The sequence below is a fragment of the Cronobacter muytjensii ATCC 51329 genome, from assembly GCF_001277195.1.
Taxonomy (GTDB): domain Bacteria; phylum Pseudomonadota; class Gammaproteobacteria; order Enterobacterales; family Enterobacteriaceae; genus Cronobacter; species Cronobacter muytjensii.
Genome location: NZ_CP012268.1, coordinates 797,824 through 823,355, shown reverse-complemented (window position 1 = coordinate 823,355; position 25,532 = coordinate 797,824). Strand labels below are relative to the sequence as shown.

Annotated in this window: 24 protein-coding genes; 12 read left to right on the top strand and 12 right to left on the bottom strand. The window is 56.8% G+C overall.

Annotated elements, in window-relative coordinates:
* The first annotated feature begins 1 nt into the window (after nucleotide 1).
* Nucleotides 2-1,129 carry a succinyl-diaminopimelate desuccinylase gene (gene dapE, locus AFK63_RS03815; protein WP_038861324.1) on the top strand — a complete coding sequence of 376 codons (1,128 nt, stop codon included), beginning with the start codon at nucleotides 2-4 and terminating at the stop codon, nucleotides 1,127-1,129.
* Nucleotides 1,130-1,157: 28 nt separating this feature from the next.
* Nucleotides 1,158-1,346: a YpfN family protein gene (locus tag AFK63_RS03810; RefSeq protein ID WP_038861323.1), complete on the top strand. Its 189-nt coding sequence runs from the start codon at nucleotides 1,158-1,160 to the stop codon at nucleotides 1,344-1,346.
* 72 nt (nucleotides 1,347-1,418) lie between these two features.
* On the opposite strand, the gene ypfH is transcribed toward AFK63_RS03810, so the two are convergent.
* From ypfH to dapA, 6 genes are all read right to left on the bottom strand, one after another.
* Complete coding sequence (gene ypfH, locus AFK63_RS03805) at nucleotides 1,419-2,117, bottom strand: esterase (protein WP_038861322.1); 699 nt, start codon at nucleotides 2,115-2,117, stop codon at nucleotides 1,419-1,421.
* A 73-nt stretch (nucleotides 2,118-2,190) separates the two neighbouring features.
* On the bottom strand, nucleotides 2,191-4,185 hold the full coding sequence (locus tag AFK63_RS03800) for a tRNA(Met) cytidine acetyltransferase TmcA (RefSeq protein WP_050568125.1): 1,995 nt from the start codon (nucleotides 4,183-4,185) through the stop codon (nucleotides 2,191-2,193).
* 48 nt (nucleotides 4,186-4,233) lie between these two features.
* Nucleotides 4,234-5,094, bottom strand: a complete 861-nt coding sequence (gene ypfJ / locus AFK63_RS03795; RefSeq protein ID WP_038861320.1) for a KPN_02809 family neutral zinc metallopeptidase — start codon at nucleotides 5,092-5,094, stop codon at nucleotides 4,234-4,236.
* 131 nt (nucleotides 5,095-5,225) lie between these two features.
* A complete protein-coding gene (gene purC / locus AFK63_RS03790) occupies nucleotides 5,226-5,939 on the bottom strand; it encodes a phosphoribosylaminoimidazolesuccinocarboxamide synthase (protein WP_038861319.1) in 714 nt (237 codons plus the stop codon).
* Nucleotides 5,940-6,068: 129 nt separating this feature from the next.
* Entirely contained in the window at nucleotides 6,069-7,103 is a 1,035-nt protein-coding gene (bamC, locus tag AFK63_RS03785) for an outer membrane protein assembly factor BamC (RefSeq protein ID WP_038861318.1), read from the bottom strand.
* A gap of 16 nt (nucleotides 7,104-7,119) precedes the next feature.
* Nucleotides 7,120-7,998 carry a 4-hydroxy-tetrahydrodipicolinate synthase gene (gene dapA / locus AFK63_RS03780; protein ID WP_038861317.1) on the bottom strand — a complete coding sequence of 293 codons (879 nt, stop codon included), beginning with the start codon at nucleotides 7,996-7,998 and terminating at the stop codon, nucleotides 7,120-7,122.
* Between the two features lie 147 nt (nucleotides 7,999-8,145).
* Between dapA and AFK63_RS03775 the strand changes: the two genes are divergently transcribed.
* Both AFK63_RS03775 and bcp read left to right on the top strand, forming a co-directional pair.
* Nucleotides 8,146-8,715: a glycine cleavage system transcriptional repressor gene (locus AFK63_RS03775; RefSeq protein WP_007721234.1), complete on the top strand. Its 570-nt coding sequence runs from the start codon at nucleotides 8,146-8,148 to the stop codon at nucleotides 8,713-8,715.
* Nucleotides 8,716-8,717: 2 nt separating this feature from the next.
* Entirely contained in the window at nucleotides 8,718-9,188 is a 471-nt protein-coding gene (gene bcp, locus AFK63_RS03770) for a thioredoxin-dependent thiol peroxidase (RefSeq protein WP_038861316.1), read from the top strand.
* Nucleotides 9,189-9,283: 95 nt separating this feature from the next.
* Here bcp and AFK63_RS03765 read toward each other — a convergent pair whose 3' ends face one another.
* On the bottom strand, nucleotides 9,284-10,348 hold the full coding sequence (locus AFK63_RS03765) for an AI-2E family transporter (RefSeq protein ID WP_038861315.1): 1,065 nt from the start codon (nucleotides 10,346-10,348) through the stop codon (nucleotides 9,284-9,286).
* Nucleotides 10,349-10,571: 223 nt separating this feature from the next.
* Here AFK63_RS03765 and bepA point away from each other — a divergent pair, with 223 nt between their 5' ends.
* Both bepA and arsC read left to right on the top strand, forming a co-directional pair.
* Entirely contained in the window at nucleotides 10,572-12,038 is a 1,467-nt protein-coding gene (gene bepA, locus AFK63_RS03760; protein ID WP_038861314.1) for a beta-barrel assembly-enhancing protease, read from the top strand.
* Nucleotides 12,039-12,049: 11 nt separating this feature from the next.
* Complete coding sequence (gene arsC, locus AFK63_RS03755; protein ID WP_038861313.1) at nucleotides 12,050-12,409, top strand: arsenate reductase (glutaredoxin); 360 nt, start codon at nucleotides 12,050-12,052, stop codon at nucleotides 12,407-12,409.
* 46 nt (nucleotides 12,410-12,455) lie between these two features.
* Here arsC and AFK63_RS03750 read toward each other — a convergent pair whose 3' ends face one another.
* The 3 genes from AFK63_RS03750 to upp form a co-directional block, all read right to left on the bottom strand.
* Nucleotides 12,456-13,157 carry a DnaA inactivator Hda gene (locus AFK63_RS03750; RefSeq protein ID WP_038861312.1) on the bottom strand — a complete coding sequence of 234 codons (702 nt, stop codon included), beginning with the start codon at nucleotides 13,155-13,157 and terminating at the stop codon, nucleotides 12,456-12,458.
* A 96-nt stretch (nucleotides 13,158-13,253) separates the two neighbouring features.
* A complete protein-coding gene (gene uraA / locus AFK63_RS03745; RefSeq protein WP_038861311.1) occupies nucleotides 13,254-14,543 on the bottom strand; it encodes a uracil permease in 1,290 nt (429 codons plus the stop codon).
* A gap of 80 nt (nucleotides 14,544-14,623) precedes the next feature.
* On the bottom strand, nucleotides 14,624-15,250 hold the full coding sequence (gene upp / locus AFK63_RS03740) for a uracil phosphoribosyltransferase (protein ID WP_015742074.1): 627 nt from the start codon (nucleotides 15,248-15,250) through the stop codon (nucleotides 14,624-14,626).
* 232 nt (nucleotides 15,251-15,482) lie between these two features.
* On the opposite strand from upp, the gene purM reads away from it, so the two are divergent.
* The 4 genes from purM (at nucleotide 15,483) to ppx (ending at nucleotide 21,001) form a co-directional block, all read left to right on the top strand.
* On the top strand, nucleotides 15,483-16,520 hold the full coding sequence (gene purM / locus AFK63_RS03735; protein WP_038861310.1) for a phosphoribosylformylglycinamidine cyclo-ligase: 1,038 nt from the start codon (nucleotides 15,483-15,485) through the stop codon (nucleotides 16,518-16,520).
* Nucleotides 16,520-17,161: a phosphoribosylglycinamide formyltransferase gene (purN, locus tag AFK63_RS03730; RefSeq protein WP_038861309.1), complete on the top strand. Its 642-nt coding sequence runs from the start codon at nucleotides 16,520-16,522 to the stop codon at nucleotides 17,159-17,161. The genes purM and purN overlap by 1 nt, the downstream gene beginning before the upstream one ends.
* A 234-nt stretch (nucleotides 17,162-17,395) precedes the next feature.
* Nucleotides 17,396-19,456, top strand: a complete 2,061-nt coding sequence (gene ppk1, locus AFK63_RS03725) for a polyphosphate kinase 1 (protein ID WP_038861308.1) — start codon at nucleotides 17,396-17,398, stop codon at nucleotides 19,454-19,456.
* 3 nt (nucleotides 19,457-19,459) lie between these two features.
* Nucleotides 19,460-21,001, top strand: coding sequence for an exopolyphosphatase (ppx, locus tag AFK63_RS03720; RefSeq protein WP_038861307.1), 1,542 nt, complete (start codon nucleotides 19,460-19,462; stop codon nucleotides 20,999-21,001).
* A 39-nt stretch (nucleotides 21,002-21,040) separates the two neighbouring features.
* Here the strand turns inward: ppx and AFK63_RS03715 are convergent, their stop codons facing one another.
* On the bottom strand, nucleotides 21,041-23,290 hold the full coding sequence (locus tag AFK63_RS03715) for a sensor domain-containing phosphodiesterase (protein ID WP_038861306.1): 2,250 nt from the start codon (nucleotides 23,288-23,290) through the stop codon (nucleotides 21,041-21,043).
* A gap of 356 nt (nucleotides 23,291-23,646) precedes the next feature.
* On the opposite strand from AFK63_RS03715, the gene AFK63_RS20140 reads away from it, so the two are divergent.
* On the top strand, nucleotides 23,647-23,847 hold the full coding sequence (locus AFK63_RS20140; RefSeq protein ID WP_071603644.1) for a YfgG family protein: 201 nt from the start codon (nucleotides 23,647-23,649) through the stop codon (nucleotides 23,845-23,847).
* Between the two features lie 297 nt (nucleotides 23,848-24,144).
* Here the strand turns inward: AFK63_RS20140 and AFK63_RS20135 are convergent, their stop codons facing one another.
* The gene (locus AFK63_RS20135; protein ID WP_144420885.1) at nucleotides 24,145-24,369 is read right to left on the bottom strand and encodes a hypothetical protein; all 225 of its coding nucleotides are present in this window, start codon (nucleotides 24,367-24,369) and stop codon (nucleotides 24,145-24,147) included.
* A 306-nt stretch (nucleotides 24,370-24,675) separates the two neighbouring features.
* On the opposite strand from AFK63_RS20135, the gene AFK63_RS03710 reads away from it, so the two are divergent.
* Nucleotides 24,676-25,485, top strand: a complete 810-nt coding sequence (locus AFK63_RS03710; RefSeq protein ID WP_038861305.1) for a hypothetical protein — start codon at nucleotides 24,676-24,678, stop codon at nucleotides 25,483-25,485.
* The last annotated feature ends 47 nt before the right edge of the window (nucleotides 25,486-25,532 follow it).

Sequence of the window (25,532 nt, the reverse complement as noted above, 5' to 3'; positions counted from 1 at the left end):
TATGTCTTGCCCGGTTATTGAGCTGACGCAGCAGCTTATTCGTCGCCCTTCTCTTAGCCCCGATGATGCGGGCTGCCAGGCGCTGTTGATTGAGCGGCTACGCGCGGCAGGGTTCACGGTAGAGCCGATGAATATTGGCGACACGCAGAACTTCTGGGCATGGCGCGGCAATGGCGAAACGCTGGCGTTCGCGGGGCATACCGATGTGGTGCCCGCAGGCGATGCCGAGCGCTGGATCAACCCGCCATTTGAACCGACCATCCGCGACGGCATGCTGTTTGGCCGCGGCGCGGCGGACATGAAAGGCTCACTGGCGGCAATGGTCGTGGCGGCGGAACGCTTTGTCGCGCAACATCCGCACCATCGCGGACGCCTGGCGTTTCTTATCACCTCTGATGAAGAGGCCAGCGCCGTGAACGGCACCGTCAAAGTCGTGGAAGCGCTGATGGCGCGCGGCGAACGCCTTGATTACTGCCTGGTGGGCGAGCCGTCCAGCAGCGAAGTGGTGGGCGACGTGGTGAAAAACGGCCGTCGCGGCTCGCTGACGTGCAATCTGACCGTGCATGGCGTGCAGGGGCACGTGGCGTATCCGCATCTCGCGGATAATCCGGTGCACCGCGCCGCGCCGATGCTCAACGAGCTGGTAGCTATCGAATGGGATCGCGGCAACGAGTTTTTCCCGCCGACCAGCATGCAGATAGCCAATATTCAGGCGGGCACCGGCAGTAACAACGTGATCCCAGGCGATCTCCACGTGCAGTTTAACTTCCGCTTTAGCACCGAGCTGACGGATGAAATGATCAAACAGCGCGTCGTGGCGCTGCTGGACAAATACCAGTTGCGCTACACGCTGGACTGGTGGCTCTCCGGCCAGCCGTTTTTAACCGCGCGCGGCAAACTGGTGGATGCGGTCGTCAACGCCGTTCACCACTATAATGAAATTAAACCGCAGCTGCTGACGACCGGCGGCACGTCCGACGGGCGCTTTATCGCGCGCATGGGCGCGCAGGTGGTCGAGCTGGGTCCGGTCAACGCGACGATTCACAAAATCAACGAATGCGTGAAAGCGTCCGACCTGCAGCTGCTGGCCCGTATGTATCAACGCATTATGGAGCAGCTCGTCGCCTGATGAGCGCTCTGCAGACGAGGATAACGTCATGGAATGGCTTGGAAAATATTGGTGGGTGCTGGTGCTGGTGTTTCTGCTCGGCGTCCTGCTGAACGTAATTAAAGATTTAAAACGGGTGGATCATAAGAAATTTATGGCTAACCGCCCGGAACTGCCGCCCCACCGCGATTTTAACGATAAGTGGGACGACGAAGACGACTGGCCGAAGAAGAAGTAAGCGCCTGCTTACTTTCCTCTTCTCCTCCGTCAGGCGCGACGCCTGACGGAGCGCCGGTCGCGTTCTCCCGCCCTACATCATCTGGATAACATCGTCATCGCCCGGTTTCCCGCCGCTTAACGCCTCATCGAAATAGTGCTTTGGCACGGTATAACGCAGGTGATCGAGCGCCAGCTGCATGCTGCGGTTATCGATCGCATGGCCCAGATCCTCAACGATATCCAGCGTCACGTCGCCGCCCGCGCGCAGCAGCGCATCCGCCGCCGCCTGAGCGTAACGGGCGTCGATCACCTCATCATCTTCGCCGTGGATCAGGTGTACGGTAGTGGCAGTGGTGGCGGCCACAGGCAGCTCGGCAAATCGCCCGTTAAAGGCGATAACGCGCGAGGCAAGGCCCGGCTCGGCTTTCACGCCTTCCAGCACCATAATCGCGCCCTGCGAAAACCCGATCAGCGCCGTGGCCGCCGGGCTGACGCCGCTTTCGCGCTGCCACTGGCGTACGGTGTCGATAAACGTGGGCATGATGTCATCCACACGCTGCTGGCGGTTCGCCTCTGTCAACCCCTGCACGGAAAACCACTCGCGGCCAGGCGCCGGGCCGCTCGGCGCTGGCCCGCCAACACTCACCACCAGCGCATCCGGAAACAGCGGCGCGAAATAGCTGCCTATCTCGCCCATCGCCACCGGGTTATCCCCGACGCCGTGGAACAGCAGCAGCAGTTGTCTGGCAGGCAGTTCAGGGCTCTGAACCACAAAATGATCATGTCTCATGGCACTCTCCTTCATGGGTTACAGCCAGTTTACGCCGGCCTGAACGGATGACCATCGCAATCTATTGATGGACTTAGTGGAAAAATTGCCATTGCAATATTTGCGCGTTAAGCGCTGCGGCGCGCGCGTCGTCCAGCGACTGCAACGCCAGAGCCGTTTCTTGCCGCTGCGCCGCCAGTAGCGCTTTGCGCCCCGTAAGGCCGAGCTGGCGGCACAGCGCGTCCACCGGCATTTGCAGCTCAAGCCGCCCGCGCAGCGCCTGTAACGCCTGCGGGCTTGCCTCCAGCAGCCGGTACAGCGGGCCGAGGGAGGTTTCCAGCGGCCGATGGGCGAAGGCGAACCCCGCAAGCGCTAACCAGTCATCCTCATTAAGGGTAGCCTGGTGCGCGGGTGTCAGCGGCAGCGGCTCATCCATCCAGCGCTGGAGCGCGTCTGCGTCACGTGTGAGGCGCTGATGTTCGGCGCGGGCGAGCCTGACGCCTGCGTCTGTCAGCGGCAGCAGCGCCATTGCGTTATAACAGCCGCTGCTGGCCTCGCGATGGCTGCCCATGCGCACCAGCATAAAACCGCAGCGCTGCCAGAAGCGCCACAGCGCGGGCGTGTACCCGAAGCTGACAGAAAGATAATCCGCGCGGCCTGCGGCCTGTTCACGCGCCTGCGCGATGAGCCGCTGCCCGATGCCTTCGCGCTGACGGCCTGGGTGAACCGCCACGCGGCTGATGCGCTGTCCACGCAGGGTGGCGGCGAGCGGGTCGCCGCCGTGCGCCGCGAGCGACTGCGCCACCAGGTTGCCGCGCGGACGGCGGTAACCGGCCCACACCGCCTGGCTCAGCGCCGCGTCAAGCCCGCCTTCGTCCACCAGCCACAGCGCGCCGACCGTGTCGGCGCCCGCGCCCGCCGCAAGAAACGACTGGCCAGGCGCATCCATCATACGGCGCAAATCAAGTGGCGATGTACGGTAGTGCGCGCCCGCGAGCAGCCGGTAAAGCGCCGCCGCGCGCCCGGGCGCAGCCTCCCAGTCGGCTTGCTGAACGCGATAAAAGCTGACCGGCCCGGCGGGCGTCACGGAGAAATCATCATCCTCAAACAGCAGCGCTTCGCCCACCAGCCGTTCCAGCGGATCGTCCTGCGCCCAGCGCACCGGCGCGTTCAGGCTGCGGTAACGCAGGCCGTTAAGACCGGCGCAGAATTTCAGCAAAAAGCCGCGCCCGGTGCCTTCGTAACCCTGAACAGTGCTGGTCATAAGCGTTGCGGGAAAGGCGCGAATGAGCCTTTGCAACAGCGGCCCGGGCAACGCGGCGGCTTCGTCAATCACCAGCCAGTCGGCGGGCGCGAGCGTAGCCGCTTCCTGCGCCGCCAGCAGCGCGTCCGGAGCCATAAACTGGAATTTCTCGCCCGCGTGGGCGGCTATCACATCCGCTGACGCCCGGGTGGGCGCGGTGACGAGCGCCCTGCCCGGCAGCGCGCGAATAAACATACCGGCCAGCGCAGATTTTCCGCGCCCGCGCGCGGCGGTAATCACCGTCACGCCGTCACGCGTGGCTAACAGTTCTTCCAGCAGCTGCGCCTGCTCCTGCTGCGGTTCGCCGCTGGCGGGACGCCATAACGGGCGCGCGCCCGGCGCAGTGATTGCTAACGGCTGTTCCTGCCGCCAGCAGACCACGTCCGGGTCGCGCGCGAAAAGACGCTGGAGATGATGAATAAAATGGGGGGTAGCGATGGGTTCCCGGCTGTCGCTCCAGCGACAGGCGTCGTTATCCACGCGCATAGACCAGGCCTGCCACGGCGGCGTCAGCAACACCAGCCAACTGCCCGCTTTTAGCGTGCCTGCAAGCGCGGCGAAGGCAGCGGCGTCAAAACCGCTGCGGGCGTCGAATACCGCATGCAGATATTCTCGCCCCAGTAAGGTGTTGATGGCGCCCGGCGCGCCGTTGAGCGCCATTTCCGGCGCGCTCCCCACCCAGAGCCAGTCGCCCGGCAGGCTGCCCGCCAGCAGCTGTGCCTGCTGCGAGCTCCACGCCTCATCGCCGCTTAACACCAGCAGGCGGCGAATACCCGCCGCATCCATCTGCGCCGTCAGCGTGGCGATACTCTCTTTCACAAAAACCGCCTCGCGTTACAGCGCGTTACCGAAGGTGTTGCACTGGGCAGGGTCGCCGCTGTCAAAACCGCGTTTAAACCAGCTATAGCGCTGATCGGACGTGCCGTGCGTGAAGCTGTCCGGCACCACGTGGCCCTGGCTCTGTTGCTGAAGACGATCGTCGCCGATGGCCTGGGCAGCGTTGAGCGCCTCCTGCAGGTCGCCGGTGTCCAGCACGCCCTCTTTCTGCATGGCGTTGCCCCAGACCCCAGCGAAGCAATCTGCCTGCAATTCCAGACGCACCGACAGGCGGTTCACTTCGGTCTGCGACGCGTTTTGCTGAAGCTGGCGCACTTTTGGCTCAATGCCGAGCAGTTTCTGAACGTGATGCCCTACTTCATGGGCGATGACGTAGCCCTGGGCGAAATCGCCATCCGCGCCGAGTTTCTCTTTCATTTCGTCATAGAATGAGAGATCGATATAGACCGTGCTGTCGGCCGGGCAGTAGAACGGCCCCATGACCGACTGGCCGGTGCCACACCCGGTGCGGGTCGCGCCGCGATACATCACCAGTTTCGGATCCTGATAGGTGCGGCCCATTTTCTGAAACTGCTGAGCCCAGGTCTCTTCGGTGGTGGCGAGAATGACCGAGGTGAATTTCGCCGCCTCGTCCTCGTTCGGGCTGATGGATCGCGACGCCTGCTGGCTCACCGGCGCGCCGCCGGAGATAAGCCCGGTGAGATCGACGCCGTAATAACTGGCGACCACCACAATGACCAACAACACCAGCCCGCCTTTACCGGCTGGCAGCCGCAAGCCGCGTCCGCCCGTCATTGGCGAACTGCTGTTTCGTCTGTCTTCTACGTTGTCGCTTTCGCGACGTCCTTGCCAACGCATACTCTGACCTCATCATTATCAATCGCTATGATATTGATCGTAGGTGGTTCAGGCGCGCTTTACCATAAGAAAACCGGGAAGGCGCAGGGTATGAGAGCCACACCCTGCGAAAGAGACAAGCAAAACGGGGATCAGTCGAGATTTACGCCAAGACGGCGCGCGACTTCTTCATAAGCTTCGATAAGGCCGCCGAGGCTCTGGCGGAAACGGTCTTTGTCCATTTTATCCATGGTCTGCTTGTCCCACAGACGGGCGCCGTCCGGCGAGAATTCATCGCCCAGCGTCACTTCGCCTTTAAACAGACCGAACTCCAGCTTAAAGTCGACCAGGATGAGACCCGCGTCGTCAAAGAGTTTTTTCAGCACGTCGTTGGCTTTGTAGGTCAGTTCTTTCATACGCGCGAGGTTTTCCTGGCTTACCCAGCCAAAGGTGTCGCAGTAGGATTCGTTAACCATCGGATCGTGCATGGCGTCGTTTTTCAGGAACAGATCGAACAGCGGCGGGTTGAGTTCAATGCCCTCTTCAATACCGAGACGTTTCACCAGCGAGCCTGCGGCGCGGTTGCGGATAACGCACTCCACCGGCACCATGTCGAGCTTTTTCACCAGCGCTTCGGTATCGGAAAGCAGCTGTTCCATTTGCGTCGGAATGCCCGCTTCGGCCAGTTTGCTCATGATGAAATAGTTAAACTTGTTGTTCACCATTCCCTTGCGGTCAAACTGCTCAATGCGGGCGCCGTCGCCTGCTGATGTATCATTGCGGAATTCGAGTACCAACAGATCCGGATTTTCGGTGCTGTAGACGGTTTTCGCTTTGCCACGATACAACTCAGCTTGCTTTTGCATCTTTATTACTCCAGGTATGGTGACCGCTCGCGCGGCCTGATGATTTATCACAAAATTTGTCAGTTTCCGGCGACGCACACGTTTGCGTCAACATCAGAAAAAAAGGCCGGAGCGATCCGGCCTTGGGTATTACTTGCTGAATGCGGCCTGGAAGGCGGCGACCAGCGCGTCGTTTTGCGACTGGGTCAGCGTATGGCCTTTCGGGTCGATAAACTGCAGGCTGGTGCGGTTGTCTAAATCGCCGACCTGGAGTTTGTAATCGCCGTTGGAGAGACCAGGATCGCGTGCGCCCAGCGCCTGCCAGTCACTGTCAGACAGCGCTTTGTAGGTCACGGCGACGCTGCCGGTAGAGCGCGTGGAGTCGGTCACTTTCATACCGACTTTTGCGAGCGTATCCGGCAGGCGGTTCCATACGGCGTTAAACGGCGCGCGAACCACCAGCACCGGCAGGCCGACATCGTCGGCGCCGCTGGTCACGTCGATTTGCGACGCGGAGCGGTTATCGGCAGCGTTCTGACGCGCGGCATCGTTTTTATCCAGCCCGGACGCAATGGCGTTGAGCATTTCAGCGCTGTAGCGTTGCAGCGACGCGGTATCGGCGACCGGTTTGCCATCCTGCTCCAGATTCACCAGCTTCACGACCAGCGCCTGCTGATAACCCTGCGGCTTCACGCTGACCTGATAACGACCGCGATACTGCTGGTCTTCATCGGCGCGGTTCCACTGTACCCAGTCGGTGCTAAGCGTTTGGGAGGCGTCGTCGCGTTTCTCGATAGTGTAATTCAGCGACTGCACGACGCTCACGACCTGTGGCCAGAGCGAACCGTTGCGACCGCTTTCCAGCAGCAGCGTGGCGGTATCGCCAGTAAACTGAGTGCGCGCGCCGCTCACCAGCGCCAGCGGCTGCGTCGGCGGGCGAATATCCAGCTGTTTGCCAACCGGGCCGTTGGTACGGGTGGCCGGAATGTTGTAGTCGCCGTTCTGCACCGGCAGGATCATCCCGGCAGGTGCATGCAGTTCTGCCAGCGGAGCCGCGTCCAGATAGGACTCGTCGCCGCTCACCTGACGCTTGTAGCGCGAATCGGAACTACAGGCGGCGAGCAGCATCACCAGTGATACGGTTGCTACTTTCGCCACACGCGACTTCTGTACTGAGTAAGCCATCAAATCTCCCTAAACTTTACAGCAGGCCGGCATGCTTAAGCGCGGAACCAACGGCGTCACGCCCTATATCGGTGATCGGCGTCATTGGCAGGCGCAGCGTATCGGTCGCCACAAGTCCCAACTCCTTACAGGCCCATTTCACCGGGATCGGATTGGGTTCGACAAATAATTTATGGTGCAAAGGCATCAGACGACGGTTGATGATGCGCGCATCGTCAAACTTCCCTTCTGCCGCGAGACGGCACATATCGGCCATGTCGCGCGCCGCAACGTTGGTAGTGACCGAAATCACCCCGTGACCGCCAAGCTGCATGAAATCCATCGCCGTGGCGTCATCGCCGCTTAACAGCGCGAAATCATCAGCGACCAGCTCTTTGATCAGGTGAACGCGACTTAAGTTCCCGGTCGCCTCTTTGATACCGACAATATTTTTAATCTTCGCCAGACGGCCAACGGTCTCCGGCAGCATATCGCAACCGGTACGGGACGGCACATTATAGAGGATCTGCGGCAGGTCGGTATGCTCCGCGATAGCTTTAAAATGCTGGAACAGCCCTTCCTGAGTCGGACGGTTGTAATACGGCGTCACGGTCAGGCAGCCTGCGATGCCGCTATCGTTAAAGCGCTGGGTGAGGCTGATGGCCTCGGAAGTGGCGTTCGCGCCCGTGCCTGCGATAACCGGAATACGCCCATCAGCGAGCTCCAGCGTCATCATCACCACATCAGCGTGTTCGTCATGGCTCAGCGTGGCGGATTCTCCGGTAGTCCCTACCGATACAATCGCCGACGTTCCGTTAGCGACATGGTAATCAATCAGTTTTTTCAGGCTCGACCGGCAGACATTACCTTTTTCATCCATCGGCGTGATAAGCGCGACAATACTTCCCGTGAACATTGGCCATCCTCAGTGCAAACTTGTGGCTCAATGGTACGTTTGGTGCCGTAATAAAAGCAAGCGGCCCGGGCGTGCTATGCGGTTGTATGGCGGATTTTTTTATGGTTTCCTAAGGATTAATTCACCGTTTCAACAGGAAGCACAGGTTTGACATCCTCATCCCCCCATTATCTGGTTATTACCGCGCTGGGAGCCGACCGCTCGGGTATCGTTAACACTATCACCCGCCATGTCAGCAGTTGCGGCTGCAATATCGAAGATAGCCGTCTGGCGATGCTGGGGGAGGAGTTCACATTCATCATGCTGCTGTCCGGCAGCTGGAACGCCATTACCCTGATTGAATCCACGCTGCCGCTCAAGGGCGCTGAGCTGGATTTGCTGATTGTGATGAAACGCACCACAGCCCGTCCGCGCCAGGCGATGCCGGCGTCCGTCTGGGTACAGGTGGAGGTTGAAGACTCGCCGCATCTGATTGAGCGCTTCACTGAACTGTTCCACTCTCACGACATGAATATCGCCGAGCTTATCTCGCGCACGCAGCCCGCGCAGGAAAATAAATCCGCGCAGCTCTATATTCAAATAACGGCGCACAGTCCGGCTTCTCAGGATGCGACGATTATCGAACAGCCCTTCCGTCAACTCTGTACAGACCTGGGCGCACAAGGCACTATTAGCGTGGTGAATTATCCACAGCAAGATGAACAGGATGGAGTGTAGTGATGAATCCACTGAAAGCCGGTGATATCGCACCGAAATTTAGCTTGCCCGATCAGGACGGTGAACAAGTAAATTTAACCGACTTCCAGGGACAGCGTATTCTGGTTTATTTCTATCCCAAAGCCATGACGCCGGGCTGCACCGTCCAGGCGTGTGGGCTGCGCGATAACATGGATGACCTGAAAAAAGCGGGCGTTGAAGTGCTGGGCATCAGCACCGATAAACCCGAAAAGCTCTCGCGTTTCGCTGAAAAAGAGCTGCTTAACTTCACGCTGCTCTCGGATGAAGATCATCAGGTGAGCGACCAGTTTGGCGTCTGGGGCGAAAAAACCTTTATGGGGAAAACCTACGACGGCATTCATCGCATCAGTTTTCTTATCGACGCCGAGGGCAAAGTCGAACATGTGTTCAACGACTTCAAAACCAGCAACCACCACGATGTTGTGCTGGCCTGGCTGAAAGAGAACGCCTGAGCGATTAATCACGTTCGCAGACTTCAGACCGGGTAAGCACAAGTTGTAAGCCGGGTAAGCGCAGCGCCACCCGGCATTTTACCCCTGTCGCGCTGTTACTCTTCCACTGCTGGCGATGTCTCAGGCCAGGCGTGTACCACCGCTTTAACGAGCGTCGCAAGCGGGATCGCGAAGAAAACGCCCCAGAATCCCCACAGCCCGCCGAAAATCACCACTGACAGAATAATCACCAGCGGATGCAGATTTACCGCTTCGGAAAACAGCACCGGCACCAGCACATTCCCGTCGAGCCCCTGAATAATCAGATAGACCGCAAAACAGCTCCAGAACTCCGTTCCCATGCCGAACTGAAACAGCGCCACGCACACCACCGGAATGGTCGCCACAAAGGCGCCGATATACGGGATCAGTACCGAAATGCCCACCAGCACCGCCAGCAACAGCGAATAGTTAAGCCCGAAAATCAAAAACCCAATCCAGGTCGCGACGCCGACCACAATCATTTCCAGCACTTTGCCGCGAATATAGTTAGTTATCTGCTGGTTCATCTCAACCCACACCTGGCCTGCGAGACCACGGTTGCGCGGCAGCACGCGGCGCACCGCGTTCAGCAGTTGCTCTTTGTCTTTCACGAGGAAAAACACCATCAGCGGCACCAGGATCAAATAGATGGCAAGCGTCAGCAGCCCTACCAGCGACGCGAGCGAATATTTCACGACGGAATCGCCCAGCGTGATGATACGGGTGCGCATGTTTTCGGCGATGGCGTCGATAATGCCGGCATCCATCAGCGCGGGAAAACGCTTCGGCAACGTCGCCGCGAAATCAGAAAGCTTGTTAAGCATGCCGGGAATATCACGGATCAGGTAAATCCCCTGCTGCCAGGCCACCGGCACGACCACAAACGCCATCACCAGTACAATGCCGATAAACAGCACCAGCACCAGCGTCGCGGCGAGCCCGCGCGAGCAGCCGATGCGCTGTAACCGCGAAGTGGGCCACTCCAGCAGATAGGCGAGTACGATGGCGACCAGCAACGGCGCCAGCAAACCGTGCAGGAAAAAGAGAATACAAAAACTGGCGACCAGAATCGCCAGCAGCGCTATCGCCTCGGGGTCGCTGAAGCGACGGCGATACCACTGCGCAAACATTTCAAGCATAAAATACCTTCCCTGACGGGTGACGACGGAGGCGCGAGGGCGAATTGTATCGAAATGTCACAAAAAAGACCGTGATTTTTACGCCCCCTGCAAGACAACCTGTCGGTGGATGCATATGATTTCCCGACGTATTGGTAAAATGGACTTCCGATCCGGGCGCACGTAATGAACAAAGCGGTGCCGGGCGGGTCAAAAAAGACTCTATACAGACGGGAAAGAGGCTATGTTCAGGCAGTTGAAAACGACACTGGTTGCGACGCTTATCGGCGTCACGCTGGCAGGCCAGCTTGCGCCCGCCTTTGCAGCCGACCCGGCGGACGGTTTGCCGGATATGGGCACCTCTGCAGGCAGCACGCTCTCTATCGGTCAGGAACTCCAGATGGGCGACTATTACGTGCGGCAGCTGCGCGGCAGCGCGCCCCTGATTAACGACCCGCTGCTGGTGCAATATATCAACGGGCTGGGCATGCGTCTGGTCTCGCACGCCGATTCGGTAAAAACCCCTTTCCACTTCTATCTCATCAATAATGACGAGATTAACGCCTTCGCCTTTTTCGGCGGCAATGTCGTGCTGCACTCGGCGCTGTTCCGCTACGCCGACAACGAAAGCCAGCTCGCCTCAGTCATGGCGCACGAAATCTCCCACGTGACCCAGCGCCATCTGGCGCGCGCGATGGAAGATCAGAAGCGCAGCGCCCCGCTCACCTGGGTGGGCGCGCTCGGCTCGATTCTGCTGGCGATGGCAAGCCCGCAGGCGGGAATGGCGGCGCTGACCGGCACGCTCGCCGGAACTCAACAGGGCGTTATCAGCTTTACCCAGCAGAATGAACAGGAAGCCGACCGCATCGGCATTCAGGTACTGCAACGCTCCGGTTTTGATCCGCAGGCGATGCCGACATTTCTTGAAAAACTGCTGGACCAGGCGCGCTACTCCACGCGTCCGCCGGAAATCCTGCTCACCCACCCGCTGCCGGAAAGCCGTTTATCGGATGCGCGTAACCGCGCGAACCAGATGCGCCCGGTTGTGTCGCAATCATCTGAAGCGTTTTATATGGCGAAAGTGCGCGCGCTCGGCATGTATAACTCGGGACGTAATCAGCTCACCAGCGATATTCTGGATTCGCTCGCCAAAGGCAATCAGCGCGAACAGCATGCCGCGCAGTATGGTCGGGCGTTGCAGGCCATGCAGGATAAACGCTTCGCCGAGGCGCGCCAGCAGTTGGAGCCGCTGTTGCGGGCGCAGCCGGGCAACGCCTGGTACCTTGACCTCGCCACCGATATTTCGCTGGGCGAGCACAAAGCGCAGGAGGCGATCAACCGTCTGAAAAGCGCGCCGGAGCTGAAAACCAATCCGGTGTTGCAGCTCAACCTTGCCAACGCGTATCTGGAGGGGGGCCAGCCGGCGCAGGCAGTGACCATCCTCAACCGTTATACCTTCAGCTGGCCTGACGACACTAACGGCTGGGATCTGCTCGCCCAGGCGCAGGCGGCGCTTGGCAACCGCGATCAGGAGCTGGCGGCGCGCGCCGAAGTGATGGCGCTTTTGGGCAAGCTGGATCAGGCCATTACGCTGCTCAGCAGCGCCAGCTCGCAGGTCAAGCTCGGCAGCCTGCAACAGGCGCGCTATGACGCGCGTATTGATCAGATCCGCCAGTTGCAGCAACGCTTCCGCCCTTACGAAAAAATGTAACAGGAGAAACCATGTCCCGGGACGTGACGATTTACCATAACCCGCGTTGCTCAAAAAGCCGCGAAACGCTGAACCTGCTCACCGAACGCGGTATCGAGCCTGAAGTCGTGCTCTATCTGGAGACGCCGCCGGACGCGGCAACGATCAAAATGCTGTTGCAGCAATTGGGGTTCAGCCATCCGCGCGAGCTGATGCGCACCAAAGACGATCTCTACAAAACACTCAATCTGGGCGACGGGTCGCTTCGCGAAGAAGCGCTGATTCAGGCGATGGTCGACAATCCGAAGCTGATCGAGCGTCCGATCGTGGTCAGCCACGGCAAAGCCCGCCTGGGCCGTCCGCCGGAGCAGGTCTTAGACATCCTTCCATAAAAAAACGCCGCGGGTTGCTCCTGCGGCGTTTTTTCTGAAGCGGCGATTACAGCCCGAGCGTATCTTTTACAAACGGGATCGTTAGCTTGCGCTGCGCGCTTATCGACGCGCGATCGAGCTGATCGAGCGTCAGGAACAGCGTGCGCATTTCGCGATCGAGGCGTTTTAACAGAAAGCGCCCCACATCTTCCGGCAGCTCAAACCCGCGTAACCGCGCGCGCAGCTGCAACGCCTGGAGTTTATCGTCGTCGGAGAGCGGCTGCAGCCGGTAGATTTGTCCCCAGTCGAGACGCGAGGCGAGATCGGGCAGCCTGAGGTTCAGCTGACGCGGCGGCCGGTCGCCGGTTATCAGCAGCCGGGTATTGCCCGACTCCAGAATGCGGTTGTAGAGGTTAAAAATCGCCATTTCCCAGAGCTCATCGCCTGCAATGCACTCAATATTATCGATGCATACCAGCGAAAGTTGCTCCATGCCTTCCAGCACTTCCGGCACAAACCAGGTGCGTTTATCCAGCGGTACGTAGCCGACCGCGTCTCCGCGTTGCGACAGCTCGGCGCAGGCGGCATGCAGCAGATGGCTGCGCCCGCCCCCCTCCCGGGACCAGAAATAGATGTAGCCGCTGCGGTCGTGACGCAGCATCGTCTGTAGTGCGGCTAATAAAGAGGGGTTGTCGCCCGGCCAGAAGCTGGCAAACGTTTCGTCATCGGGCAGCCAGAGCGGCAAGGAGAGCTGTGCCGGTGTGTTCAGAAGGACCTCTTCAAGGACTTACGAAAAAACGCATTGAGTCTATCACACAATCGCTTCGCTGTTGAACCGGGCGGACACCGCCGCCCGGCAGGAGGATCAGTGGGCAGATTTTTCTTGCTCATCCGCGTCCAGCACGGTTTCTTCCGGGCGCAACACGCTGATAAGTTTGAAAATAAGGCTTAACGCCACGCCGACGATCGTTGCCAGCGCCATGCCTTTTAGCTCGGCTGCGCCGATGTGCACTTTCGCGCCGCTGACGCCGATTATCAGGATAACCGAGGTCAGGATCAGGTTTTGCGCTTTGCTGTAATCCACTTTGGATTCAATCAGCACGCGGATACCTGAAGCGCCAATGACGCCGTAAAGCAGCAGCGACACGCCGCCCATGACCGGTACCGGGATAATCTGGATCGCCGCCGCCAGCTTGCCGACGCAGGAGAGCAGGATCGCGATAATCGCCGCGCCGCCGATAACCCAGGTGCTGTAAACGCGGGTGATCGCCATAACGCCGATGTTTTCGCCGTAGGTGGTGTTCGGCGTGGAGCCGAAGAAACCGGAGATGATGGTCGAAAAACCGTTGGCGAACATGGAACGGTGCAGGCCTGGATCGCGGATCAGATCTTTTTTCACGATATTCGCCGTCACCACCAGGTGGCCGACGTGCTCGGCAATCACTACCAGCGCCGCGGGCAGAATGGTAAAGATGGCGAACCACTCAAAACGCGGCGTGTAGAACGTCGGCAGCGCGAACCAGTGGGCGTTGGCGATAGCCGTGGTGTCCACGACGCCCATCGCAAATGACAGCGCATAGCCCGCCAGTACGCCGATAAGAATCGGGATAATCGCCAGAAAACCGCGAAACAGTACCGACCCGAACACCGTGACCGCGAGCGTCACCAGCGAGATGGTAATCGTCGTGCCGTCCGCCTTCTGCCCATCGGCTGGCAGCAGACCCGCCATGTTGGCCGCAACACCCGCGAGCTCAAGCCCGATGACCGCGACGATAGCGCCCATCGCGGCGGGCGGAAACATCACGTCCAGCCAGCCGGTGCCGGCTTTTTTCACAATCAGCGCCACGACGCAAAACAGCGCGCCGCAGACGATAAACCCGCCGAGCGCCATCTCATAGCCGAGCGGCAGCAGCAACAATACCGGGGAGATAAACGCAAAACTTGAGCCCAGATAAGCCGGGATTTTGCCTTTACAGATAAAGAGATAGAGCAGCGTTCCGATGCCGTTAAACAGCAGCACGGTGGCCGGATTGATATGAAACAGGATGGGCACCAGCACGGTTGCGCCAAACATGGCGAACAGGTGCTGCAAACTAAGCGGGATAGTCTGTAAGAGCGGCGGTCGTTCACTTACCCCGATAGCACGGCGCGTCATAGCGTTTTCCTCAAGAGTGATGATGTGTGATGTTTAAGTGTGGAACCAAAAAAAAGCCGACTATAAAGTCGGCTTAATGTTTATTTCGTACCAAATATCTTGTCGCCCGCATCGCCGAGGCCCGGGATGATGTACCCGTGCTCGTTGAGCCCCTTATCAATAGACGCGGTGTAAAGCTCGATATCGGGATGCGCGTTTTCCAGCGCTTTGATGCCTTCCGGCGCAGCGACCAGCACCAGAACTTTAATGCTCGTGCAGCCCGCTTTTTTCAGCAGGTCGATGGTGGCGATCATGGAGCCGCCCGTTGCCAGCATCGGGTCGACAACCAGCGCCATACGCTCGTCGATATTGGAAACCAGCTTCTGGAAATAGGGCACCGGCTCCAGCGTTTCTTCATCGCGGTAAACGCCGACAACACTGATGCGCGCGCTCGGCACATTTTCCAGCACGCCTTCCATCATGCCAAGACCGGCGCGCAGGATAGGCACTACGGTAATTTTCTTGCCTTTAATCTGCTCGATTTCCACCGGGCCGTTCCAGCCTTCGATGGTCACTTTTTCCGTCAGCAGATCGGCCGTGGCTTCATAGGTCAGCAGGCTGCCGACTTCGGAGGCGAGTTCACGAAAACGCTTGGTGCTGATGTCATGCTCACGCATCAGGCCCAGCTTGTGTTTAACCAGCGGGTGTTTCACTTCGACGATCTTCATTCTCTTTCTCCCCAGCGAGGTGGCAGCCACAAAAAAAATCGCCGGATTATACCGCTTTTTGCCTGTCGCGCCATATGTAATGGCCTTGATCGCGATCAACCGAACAGAAGACCGTCATCGGGCGACCGTCTGTTTTTCACCGCAACAAGCGCTCGCAAACGTTTGCCTGGACTGTTAGAATTGCCGCGATTTCTCTACTACCACCAACCGCAACCGCGTGGGGACTTTAGCAGTGACCGACAAAACCTCTCTCAGCTATAAAGATGCCGGTGTTGATATTGATGCTGGTAACGCTCTGGTCGACCGCATCAAAGGCGTCGTGAAAAAAACCCGTCGTCCGGAAGTGATGGGCGGCCTGGGCGGCTTCGGCGCCCTCTGCGCACTGCCGCAGAAATACCGCGAGCCGGTGCTGGTCTCCGGTACCGACGGCGTCGGCACCAAGCTGCGTCTGGCGATGGATCTGAAGCGTCACGACACGATCGGCATCGACCTGGTGGCCATGTGCGTCAACGATCTGGTCGTACAGGGCGCGGAGCCGCTGTTCTTTCTCGACTACTACGCGACCGGCAAACTGGACGTTGATACCGCGTCAAGCGTGATCAGCGGGATTGCGGAAGGCTGTTTACAGTCCGGCTGCGCGCTGGTTGGCGGTGAAACGGCGGAAATGCCGGGCATGTATCACGGCGAGGATTACGACGTGGCCGGTTTCTGCGTCGGCGTGGTGGAAAAATCAGAGATTATCGACGGCACGAAAGTCGCTGACGGCGATGTGCTGGTGGCGCTGGCGTCCAGCGGCCCGCACTCCAACGGCTACTCGCTGGTGCGTAAAATTCTGGAAGTGAGCGGCGCAGACCCGCAGGCCACCGAGCTTGACGGCAAACCGCTCGCCGATCACCTGCTGGCGCCGACCCGCATCTATGTGAAGCCGGTGCTGGAACTGATTGAAAAAGTTGATGTTCACGCTATCGCCCACCTGACCGGCGGCGGTTTCTGGGAAAACATTCCGCGCGTGCTGCCGGACAACACCCAGGCCGTGATTGATGAAGCCTCGTGGCAGTGGCCTGCCGTCTTCAACTGGCTGCAACAGGCCGGCAACGTCAGCCGTCATGAAATGTACCGCACCTTCAACTGTGGCGTCGGCATGGTCATCGCCCTGCCTGCCGCTGAAGCCGACAACGCCGTGGAGCTGCTTAACAGCCTTGGCGAAACCGCGTGGAAAATCGGCGCTATCAAAGCATCGGATTCCCAGGAACGCGTGGTTATTGCGTAATGAAGCGCATCGTAGTGCTGATTTCCGGCAGCGGCAGTAACCTGCAGGCCATCATCGATGCCTGCGCGCAGAAGAAAATCAATGGCGTCATCAGCGCCGTCTTCAGCAATAAGGCCGACGCGTTCGGCCTTGAGCGCGCGCGCGAGGCGAATATTCCCGCCCATGCGTTAAGCGCGGGCGCGTTCGCCAGCCGCGACGCCTTTGACCGCGAGCTGATGCAGGAGATAGATGCTTACGCGCCGGATCTGGTCGTGCTGGCGGGCTATATGCGCATTCTTAGCCCGGCGTTCGTGGCGCACTATGAAGGACGGCTGCTGAATATCCACCCTTCCCTGCTGCCAAAATATCCGGGGCTGCATACGCACCGCCAGGCGCTGGCCAACGGCGACGACGAACACGGCACGTCGGTGCACTTTGTGACGGACGAGCTGGACGGCGGCCCGGTGATTTTGCAGGCTCGCGTTCCGGTATTCGCGGGCGACACGGAAGAAGACATTACCGCACGCGTTCAGGCGCAGGAGCATGCCATCTATCCGCTGGTCGTCAGCTGGTTTGTCGATGGCCGCCTCGCGATGCGCGAGGGTCGCGCCTGGCTGGACGGACAGCCGCTCCCGCCGCAGGGTTACGCTTCTGATGACTAAAGGGCCGCATGGCCCTTTATTTTTTTCTGTCCTGTGCCGCTAAAGCGTAAAACCAGGCCAGAATCTGTCCGGCAACCTCCCGGTTTTACAGGCTTTTTTACGACATTCTCGAAAGCTCGCGGATAACTGTCATACTTTTCTGGCACAGTTGGACAGAGCATGACAAAGCTCGCCATAATAACCCCGAGACGGATTTGCCACGTCCCGAGTTAATCAACCGGAGTGTGAGTAGTAATGGGTCAGGATAAGCTTTATATCGAAAAAGAACTGAGCTGGTTATCGTTCAACGAACGCGTCTTGCAGGAGGCGGCGGATAAAACCAATCCGCTGATCGAGCGCATGCGCTTTCTGGGCATCTACTCCAATAACCTTGATGAATTTTATAAGGTCCGGTTCGCCGAGCTTAAGCGGCGCATTATCATCAGCGAAGAACAGGGTTCGAACTCTCATTCGCGGCATCTGCTGGGCAAGATACAGTCGCGGGTGCTGAAGGCGGATCAGGAGTTCGACGGCCTGTACAACGATCTTCTGCTGGAGATGGCGCGCAACCAGATCTTCCTTATCAACGAGCGCCAGCTCTCTGAAAATCAGCAGGTGTGGCTGCGCCACTACTTTAAACATTACCTGCGCCAGCACGTCACCCCGACGCTGATAAATCGTGATACCGATCTGGTGCAGTTCCTGAAAGACGATTACACCTATCTGGCAGTCGAGATCATCCGCGGCGAATCGATTCGTTATGCGCTGCTGGAGATCCCGGCCGATAAAGTGCCGCGCTTCGTCAACCTGCCGCCGGAAACCCCGCGCCGCCGCAAGCCGATGATTCTGCTGGATAACATTCTGCGCTTCTGCCTTGATGATATTTTTAAAGGCTTTTTCGATTACGACGCGCTGAACGCCTACTCGATGAAGATGACGCGCGACGCGGAATACGACCTTGTGCACGAAATGGAATCGAGCCTGCTAGAGTTGATGTCCTCCAGCCTCAAACAGCGCCTTACCGCCGAGCCCGTGCGCTTTGTCTATCAGCGCGATATGCCGGATGCGATGGTCCAGATGCTGCGCGAAAAGCTCTCGATTTCGCGCTACGACTCCATCGTGCCGGGCGGTCGTTACCATAATTTCAAAGATTTCATCAGCTTTCCGAATGTTGGCAAAGCGAATTTAATCAACAAACCGCTGCCGCGCCTGCGCCATATCTGGTTTGATAAATTCCGCAACGGCTTTGACGCTATCCGTGAACGCGATGTGCTGCTCTACTACCCGTATCACACGTTCGAACATGTGCTGGAGTTGCTGCGTCAGGCGTCGTTCGACCCGAGCGTGCTGGCGATTAAAATTAACATCTACCGCGTGGCGAAAGACTCGCGCATCATCGATTCGATGATCCATGCCGCTCACAACGGCAAAAAAGTCACCGTAGTGGTGGAGTTACAGGCGCGCTTTGATGAAGAAGCGAACATCCACTGGGCGAAGCGCCTGACCGAAGCTGGCGTGCATGTGATTTTCTCCGCGCCCGGCCTTAAGATCCACGCCAAGCTGTTTCTTATCTCGCGCAAAGAAGGTGACGATGTGGTGCGCTACGCGCATATTGGCACCGGTAACTTTAACGAGAAAACCGCGCGGCTTTACACCGATTACTCGCTGCTGACTGCCGATGCGCGCATCACCAACGAAGTGCGCCGGGTGTTTAACTTTATCGAAAACCCTTACCGGCCGGTGAGCTTCGACTATCTGCTGGTGTCGCCGCAAAACTCGCGTCGTCTGATGTATGAGATGATCGACCAGGAGATCGCCAACGCACAGCAGGGGCTGCCGTCGGGGATCACGCTTAAGCTCAATAACCTCGTCGATAAAGGTCTGGTGGACCGGCTCTATGCGGCTTCCGGCTCCGGCGTGCAGGTCAATCTGCTGATCCGCGGCATGTGCTCGCTTATCCCGCAACTTGAGGGGATCAGTGAAAATATCCAGGTCATCAGCATCGTCGATCGCTATCTTGAACATGACAGGGTCTATATTTTCGAAAACGGCGGCGATAAACGGGTTTATCTGTCGTCTGCCGACTGGATGACGCGTAATATCGACTACCGCATTGAAGTTGCCGCGCCGTTGCTGGATCCGCGCCTTAAACAGCGCATTCTGGATATTATTGATATCCTGTTCAGTGATACGGTTAAGGCCCGTTATGTGGATAAAGAACTGAGCAATCGCTATGTGCCGCGTGGCAATCGCCGTAAAGTTCGCGCACAATTGGCGATTTACGATTACATCAAATCTCTTGAACAGCCTGAATAATCTATGCCGATAACTTCTGATGCTCCACGACCGGAGGAATTTGCTGCGGTCGATCTCGGCTCTAACAGCTTCCATATGGTGATAGCCCGTGTGGTGGATGGCGCCATGCAAATCATTGGCCGCCTGAAACAGCGCGTCCATCTGGCCGATGGGCTGGATGAAAATAATATGCTGAGTGAAGAGGCCATGGAGCGCGGCCTCGCTTGCCTCTCCCTGTTCGCCGAGCGCCTGCAGGGCTTTTCCGCAGCCAACGTTTGCATCGTTGGCACGCATACGCTGCGCCAGGCGTCTAACTCCACGGATTTCCTGCGTCGCGCGGAAAAGGTCATCCCCTACCCGATTGAAATTATCTCCGGCAATGAAGAAGCGCGCCTGATTTTTATGGGCGTGGAACACACTCAGCCGGAGCGCGGGCGCAAGCTGGTGATCGATATCGGCGGCGGCTCGACGGAACTTGTAATTGGCGAAGATTTCGAGCCGCAACTGGTGGAAAGCCGCCGTATGGGCTGCGTCAGCTTCGGGCAGCATTTCTTCCCGAATGGCGAAATCACGCCGGATAATTTCCGTCGCGCGCGTCTCGCCGCGGTGCAAAAGCTCGAAAGCCTCGCCTGGCAATATCGCCTGAAGGGCTGGACCGTGGCGCTTGGCGCCTCGGGCACGATCAAAGCCGCCCATGAAGTGCTGGTTGAGATGGGCGAAAAGGACGGCTTTATCACGCCGGATCGCCTGGATATGCTGCGCGACGAAGTGCTGAAATTCGGCCAGTTCTCCGCGCTGACCCTGCCGGGGCTGTCAGACGAGCGCAAAGCGGTGTTCGTGCCAGGGCTCGCGATTCTCTGCGGCGTCTTTGACGCGCTGGCTATTCGCGAGCTGCGGCTCTCCGACGGCGCGCTGCGCGAAGGCGTGCTGTATGAGATGGAAGGCCGTTTCCGTCATCAGGATATTCGCATTCGCACCGCGCAGAGCCTCGCCAATCAGTACCATATCGACAGAGAACAGGCGCACCGGGTGCTGGACACTACCATGCTGATGTATCAGCAGTGGGAACAGCAGAATGCGAAGCTCGCCAACCCGTCGCTGGCGGCGTTGCTGAAGTGGGCGGCGATGCTGCATGAGGTCGGGCTTGGCATCAACCACAGCGGCCTGCACCGCCACTCAGCGTATATTCTTCAGCACAGCGATCTACCGGGCTTTAACCAGGAACAGCAGATGATGATGGCCACGCTGGTGCGCTATCATCGCAAGGCGATTAAACTCGACGAGCTGCCGCGCTTTACGCTGTACAAGAAAAAACAGTTTCTGCCGCTTATCCAGCTGCTGCGCCTCGGCGTGCTGCTGAATAATCAGCGTCAGGCGACCACTACGCCGCCGACGCTGGTGCTGCATACCGACGAGAACCACTGGACGCTGCGCTTCCCGCACGACTGGTTCAGCCAGAATGCGCTGGTACTGCTGGATCTCGAACGCGAACAGCAGTACTGGGAAGGCGTCACGGGCTGGAAGCTGAATATCGAAGAAGAAGCGAGCCCGGAAGTGGCCGCCTGAAACGCAAAACGGTGAGCCAGGCTCACCGTTTTTCTTTACTCAACCGGCCTGTTGCGTCGTCGTGTCGGTTTTCTCAGCCACCAGCGATTCCAGCGGCTGCGGCTTGCCAATCACATACCCCTGCAGATAGTCGATGCCGAGCGAACAGGCGACGTTCTTGATCTCTTCGCTTTCGACATATTCCGCCACCACCTGCATATTTTTCATGCGCGCCAGACGGCACATCGATTCGACAATCTGATAATCCAGACTGCTGATGACGATATTGCGAATAAAGCTGCCGTCGATTTTGAGGATATCGGCGTTAATGCTTTTCAGGCGCGCATAGCTGGCGTAGCCGGTGCCGAAATCGTCAATGGCAATGCGACACCCCATGGCGCGCAGGCGCGAGAGGGTTATCTGGGTCTGCTCCACATTGGTAAACGACTGGCTTTCAGTGATTTCGAAAATCAGTTGCCAGGGCTCGACATGGTAACGCTCCAGCAGCCGCTGCACTTCGCCGGGAAACGGCACGCGGCAGACAGTGGCGGGTGTCAGGTTGATGGAGAACCGGCTGGCGGGCAGCGCGTCACGGGCGGCGTCCATAAATTTCAGCGTGCTTTCCAGCACCATCAGGTCGATACGCGACGACAGGCCAAATTCGTGCGCCACCGGCAGAAAAATTTCCGGCGCGATAAGCTCACCGTCCTCGCCGCGCATACGCAGCAGGATTTCGTAATAGCTGTCGCCGCGCATGCCTTCGATACGCTGCGCCATCAGCCGGAAGTGATGGTTATCCAACGCCTGCTGCAGACGGTTCAGCATATCCACTTTGAGCTTCACGCCTTTCTGAACATGGTTCGCGCCGCGACACTGCAAGCTTTCAGGCTGGTTAGTGGCGAGCGACAGATCCGCCATCGTGCTCATTTCGCCCAGCAGCAGATGCAGATGCGTGACCGGCGATCGCACAAAACTGTAGCTGATGCCGACCTGCGGCTGTAACGGCATGCCATCCCACATAAAGCGGAACTGGCGCACGCGTTTATCCAGCGCGTCGATGCGCTCCAGATAAGATTCTGTGTGAATGCGCAGCACTAAATCGTGCCCGGAGAGCTGATATGCCAGCTCGTCCGGCAGCAGACTCTGACGCAGCCACGCCGCCAGTTGCTGCTTATAAAGAATGCGCAACATCACGCCGTAGTTACGCCCGAGCAGCTCAAGCTCCGGAATACGCATAAAACAGAGCACCGACCACGGCGCTTTGCCAAGATCGCGATTCAGCGCCCGCAAATTCGGCATATGGCTGAGAGGGTCGATAAGCGCCAGGCGTCTGCCGCGCAAATGCATCGCCCGCTGGCGAGTGGCGGTGAGCGCCATAAAGACGATCACCAGCGAAAACACCCCATAGCTGGACGTGTTAATCACCATCTGGGTTTCGTAGCCAGGCACCGAGGGAAAATAGAGATAGTAGTAGTGGCACAGTAGCGCCAGTACTGGCGTCCAGGCCGTGGTAATAAAGAAATACCCGAAGCGCATCGCGCCCCACAGCATCACTGGCAGTAACAGCGAGAGCGTATAGGTGGTGCTGAACAGCGAGCTGCTGTCGCCCGTCGGCTGCATCAGGCAGCCGAGCAGAAACAGAATAATGGCCGTCCAGACCACCACCTCCGTTTTGCTGACCTTTTTATCGCGCTGCGCCCGCGCCTGGGAGAGAAAGCTTTTCAGATAGCGAGGATGACGCAGCACGCGAATAACGAGGTAAAAAAAAGGCGTGCCCGTCAGGCACCCGACCAGTACCGCCTGATAGCTGATAAGCGTCAGTACGGTAAACGGGTTATCGCCAGTGAGCGAGGTAGGCCGTTCATACAGGCCGAGAAAAGCGGCTATCTGATAAAAGAGAATAAAGACGGTGGCGTTGAAAAACACCAGCCAGAACATGCGCTGCGCGCCGCTTCGCGTGTGCCACCAGGAGACCGCATGATGACCGGGCGCGAAAATGCGGTAACCCGCCCAACTAAGCGCCGTCGCCACGAAAAAATTCACCAGCGTCACGCTTAAATCCAGCAGGCCCACGTTGCGGTGATAATAGACGAGGACGCCCAACACAATACCGGGCAGCGCGCTGCGCCCATACATCATCACTAAGGCGCTGAATAACGACAGCGGCAAGTAATAAAGCACGACGAGGCCGCCATCAATATGCGCATAGGTATTTCCGGCGCGGGCAAGGGGTAATAACAGCAGCGGTAAAACCAGCGGCAGCGCCCACCATTTGTCTTTATTTTTCTTGAGTGTTTCAACCAATAACATAGATGCTCGATACCAGGCCCCACATTCCCGGGCAAGAATTTCAGGCAGGCATCCGACCTGGCTGTTGAAGACCGCGGCAGACCTGGGCCGGACGCGGCGCGGTTAGCCAATTTTAGTCAGAGGAAACCGCTTTCAATTGATATACATCAAGTGACGCGGTCGTACCAGATGAGACCGCGCACTTAAGGAAAAAGACTTATATCGCTTTATTAATCAAATTGTTAAATCTATTAATAAAAAGTATGTTTTGCGGTTCTGTACGCAATTTTACATGATGAATAATTGACCTCTTCGCCTCGCTATGCCTTAATATTTACGTCGCCCGCAGATGACGGGTAAATTTAAAGGGTAAAGGCGTGTCACAGGCCACCAGCATACGAAGACGGCATCGATTCAACAGTCGAATGACCCGCATTGTACTGCTTATCAGTTTTCTTTTCTTCTTTGGTCGCTTTATCTACTCCGCCGTCGGCGCGTGGTATCACCACCAGGATAAAGTCCAGGCCCAGCAAATCAGCATGACTCTCGACTCCTCTTCGCAGCAACAGCCGCGCTAGTGTCTTAAAGCCCCCTTGCGATGCCATAAAAACGCCCGCAATCCACGAGTTACGGGCGTTTTTGTTAGATAACCGCCATTCACTGTCTGGTCTGTGCGCGCTGAAGGTATTCAATTGTGCCTGCCTGAACAGAGAACATGGCATTGCACTAACGGTTTCTGGCAATACCGCCCCAGAGAAAAACCGGGCCAGAAGATAAAAGAAAACCCTCTGTAAAACAGAGGGTTTGGCTATTTACTGGACAATAATCAGAGGATTACCGCTCTGCTTATTCCCACTCAATTATAAACAAACCAATTAATTTTTTATAAAACATACAGTTAAAAAATGACGAAATCGAAAAGCCATGGGAAGTACCATGTAGCGTAAAAATGTTAAAGGAGTTGGATTATCTTTATCATCCAAAATGGCCAACTCATCCGTGTTACTATAATGAACAACCTCTACCAGCAACTCCATCGCATAAGACGAATCAGCCTGGAAAAGCTCTGCCATCGCCTCATAATCACCACGGTCTTTCAACAATCGAACCCTAGTTCGAAGATACCCTCCAGCCGCAAGAAAGAACAGCCTACTCAGGCCACTACAAATCCGTCCGCTTCTGGCCGGTACTGCTTGTTACAACTGACAGAAATCGGCCAGAAGTAGCTATTCGCCCAGCTTCTATAAGCATCATGGTCAGCGAGTATGATCGTTAGGTCTACTTTTAATGGCAACTCTCATTACTTTGAAATCTTTTCTAAAAGAATATAATCTGTCAGTTGGGAAACACTATCAGATTTGTTCCAAATACCTATAAAAATCAAGAGAAGCTAAGGATCAACTGCAATGTCGCTAATGAGGATTAACCATGTACGAAATGAGATTACAAAACTTGAAGCAGTTATTAGTAATCTAACAAAAAACTACCACGTCAACTTTAAGGAATACGATTCACAGCTTCAAGGTGTTGAAGGATTTTTTAATGAAAAAATGAAAGAGGCACAAAACTCTCAAAACTGGGACACATTATATGATATCAACACAAAAAAAAGCATATATACCCAGCCTCTCAAGCACCTAGAATCACTAGCAAAATTCCAAAACGAATTGATGCTGGTAAAACATACTGCACTGATTGAAAATATGATAGTTAAGATTTTTTGGTGCTTGACCTGCCTGTTAAAAAAAGAAGAGTACAAAAATAAATATTTCATTGAGATTAATAATTTCTCTGATAGCTTTGAAGCAGCCAGTAAGATTTCAGAATTAACAGACGGAACGATAAATCTAAAAAAAACAAAATTCTGGTACTTGTATGAAACACTAAAAACAATAAGAAACAGTATTGCCCATGGAGATCCACTTTTTGAGATGAGCTACAGAAGAGCCATGAAATTCAACGCTGAAATAGACATTATTTATCTTTCGTCCGAGAAGAACAGATGCGAGCATACTAAAGATATATACCCAAGCTTATTACACCCGACTAAAGAAAAAAAATCAATTTGGTTTTGCTGCCTAAAAAGTGACCTAAGCGGTTTAAATAAACTAAACAGTAGATGCTTGATTTTTGTAGAGGAAGTGAGAAATATCTATCTGGAATATGGGGCCCAAAATGGATTTTCAACACATCAACTTTATGGTTGCCGACCATAGATTTTTATTTTACCGAATTTAAAATGGATGGAACTAATATTAGTATA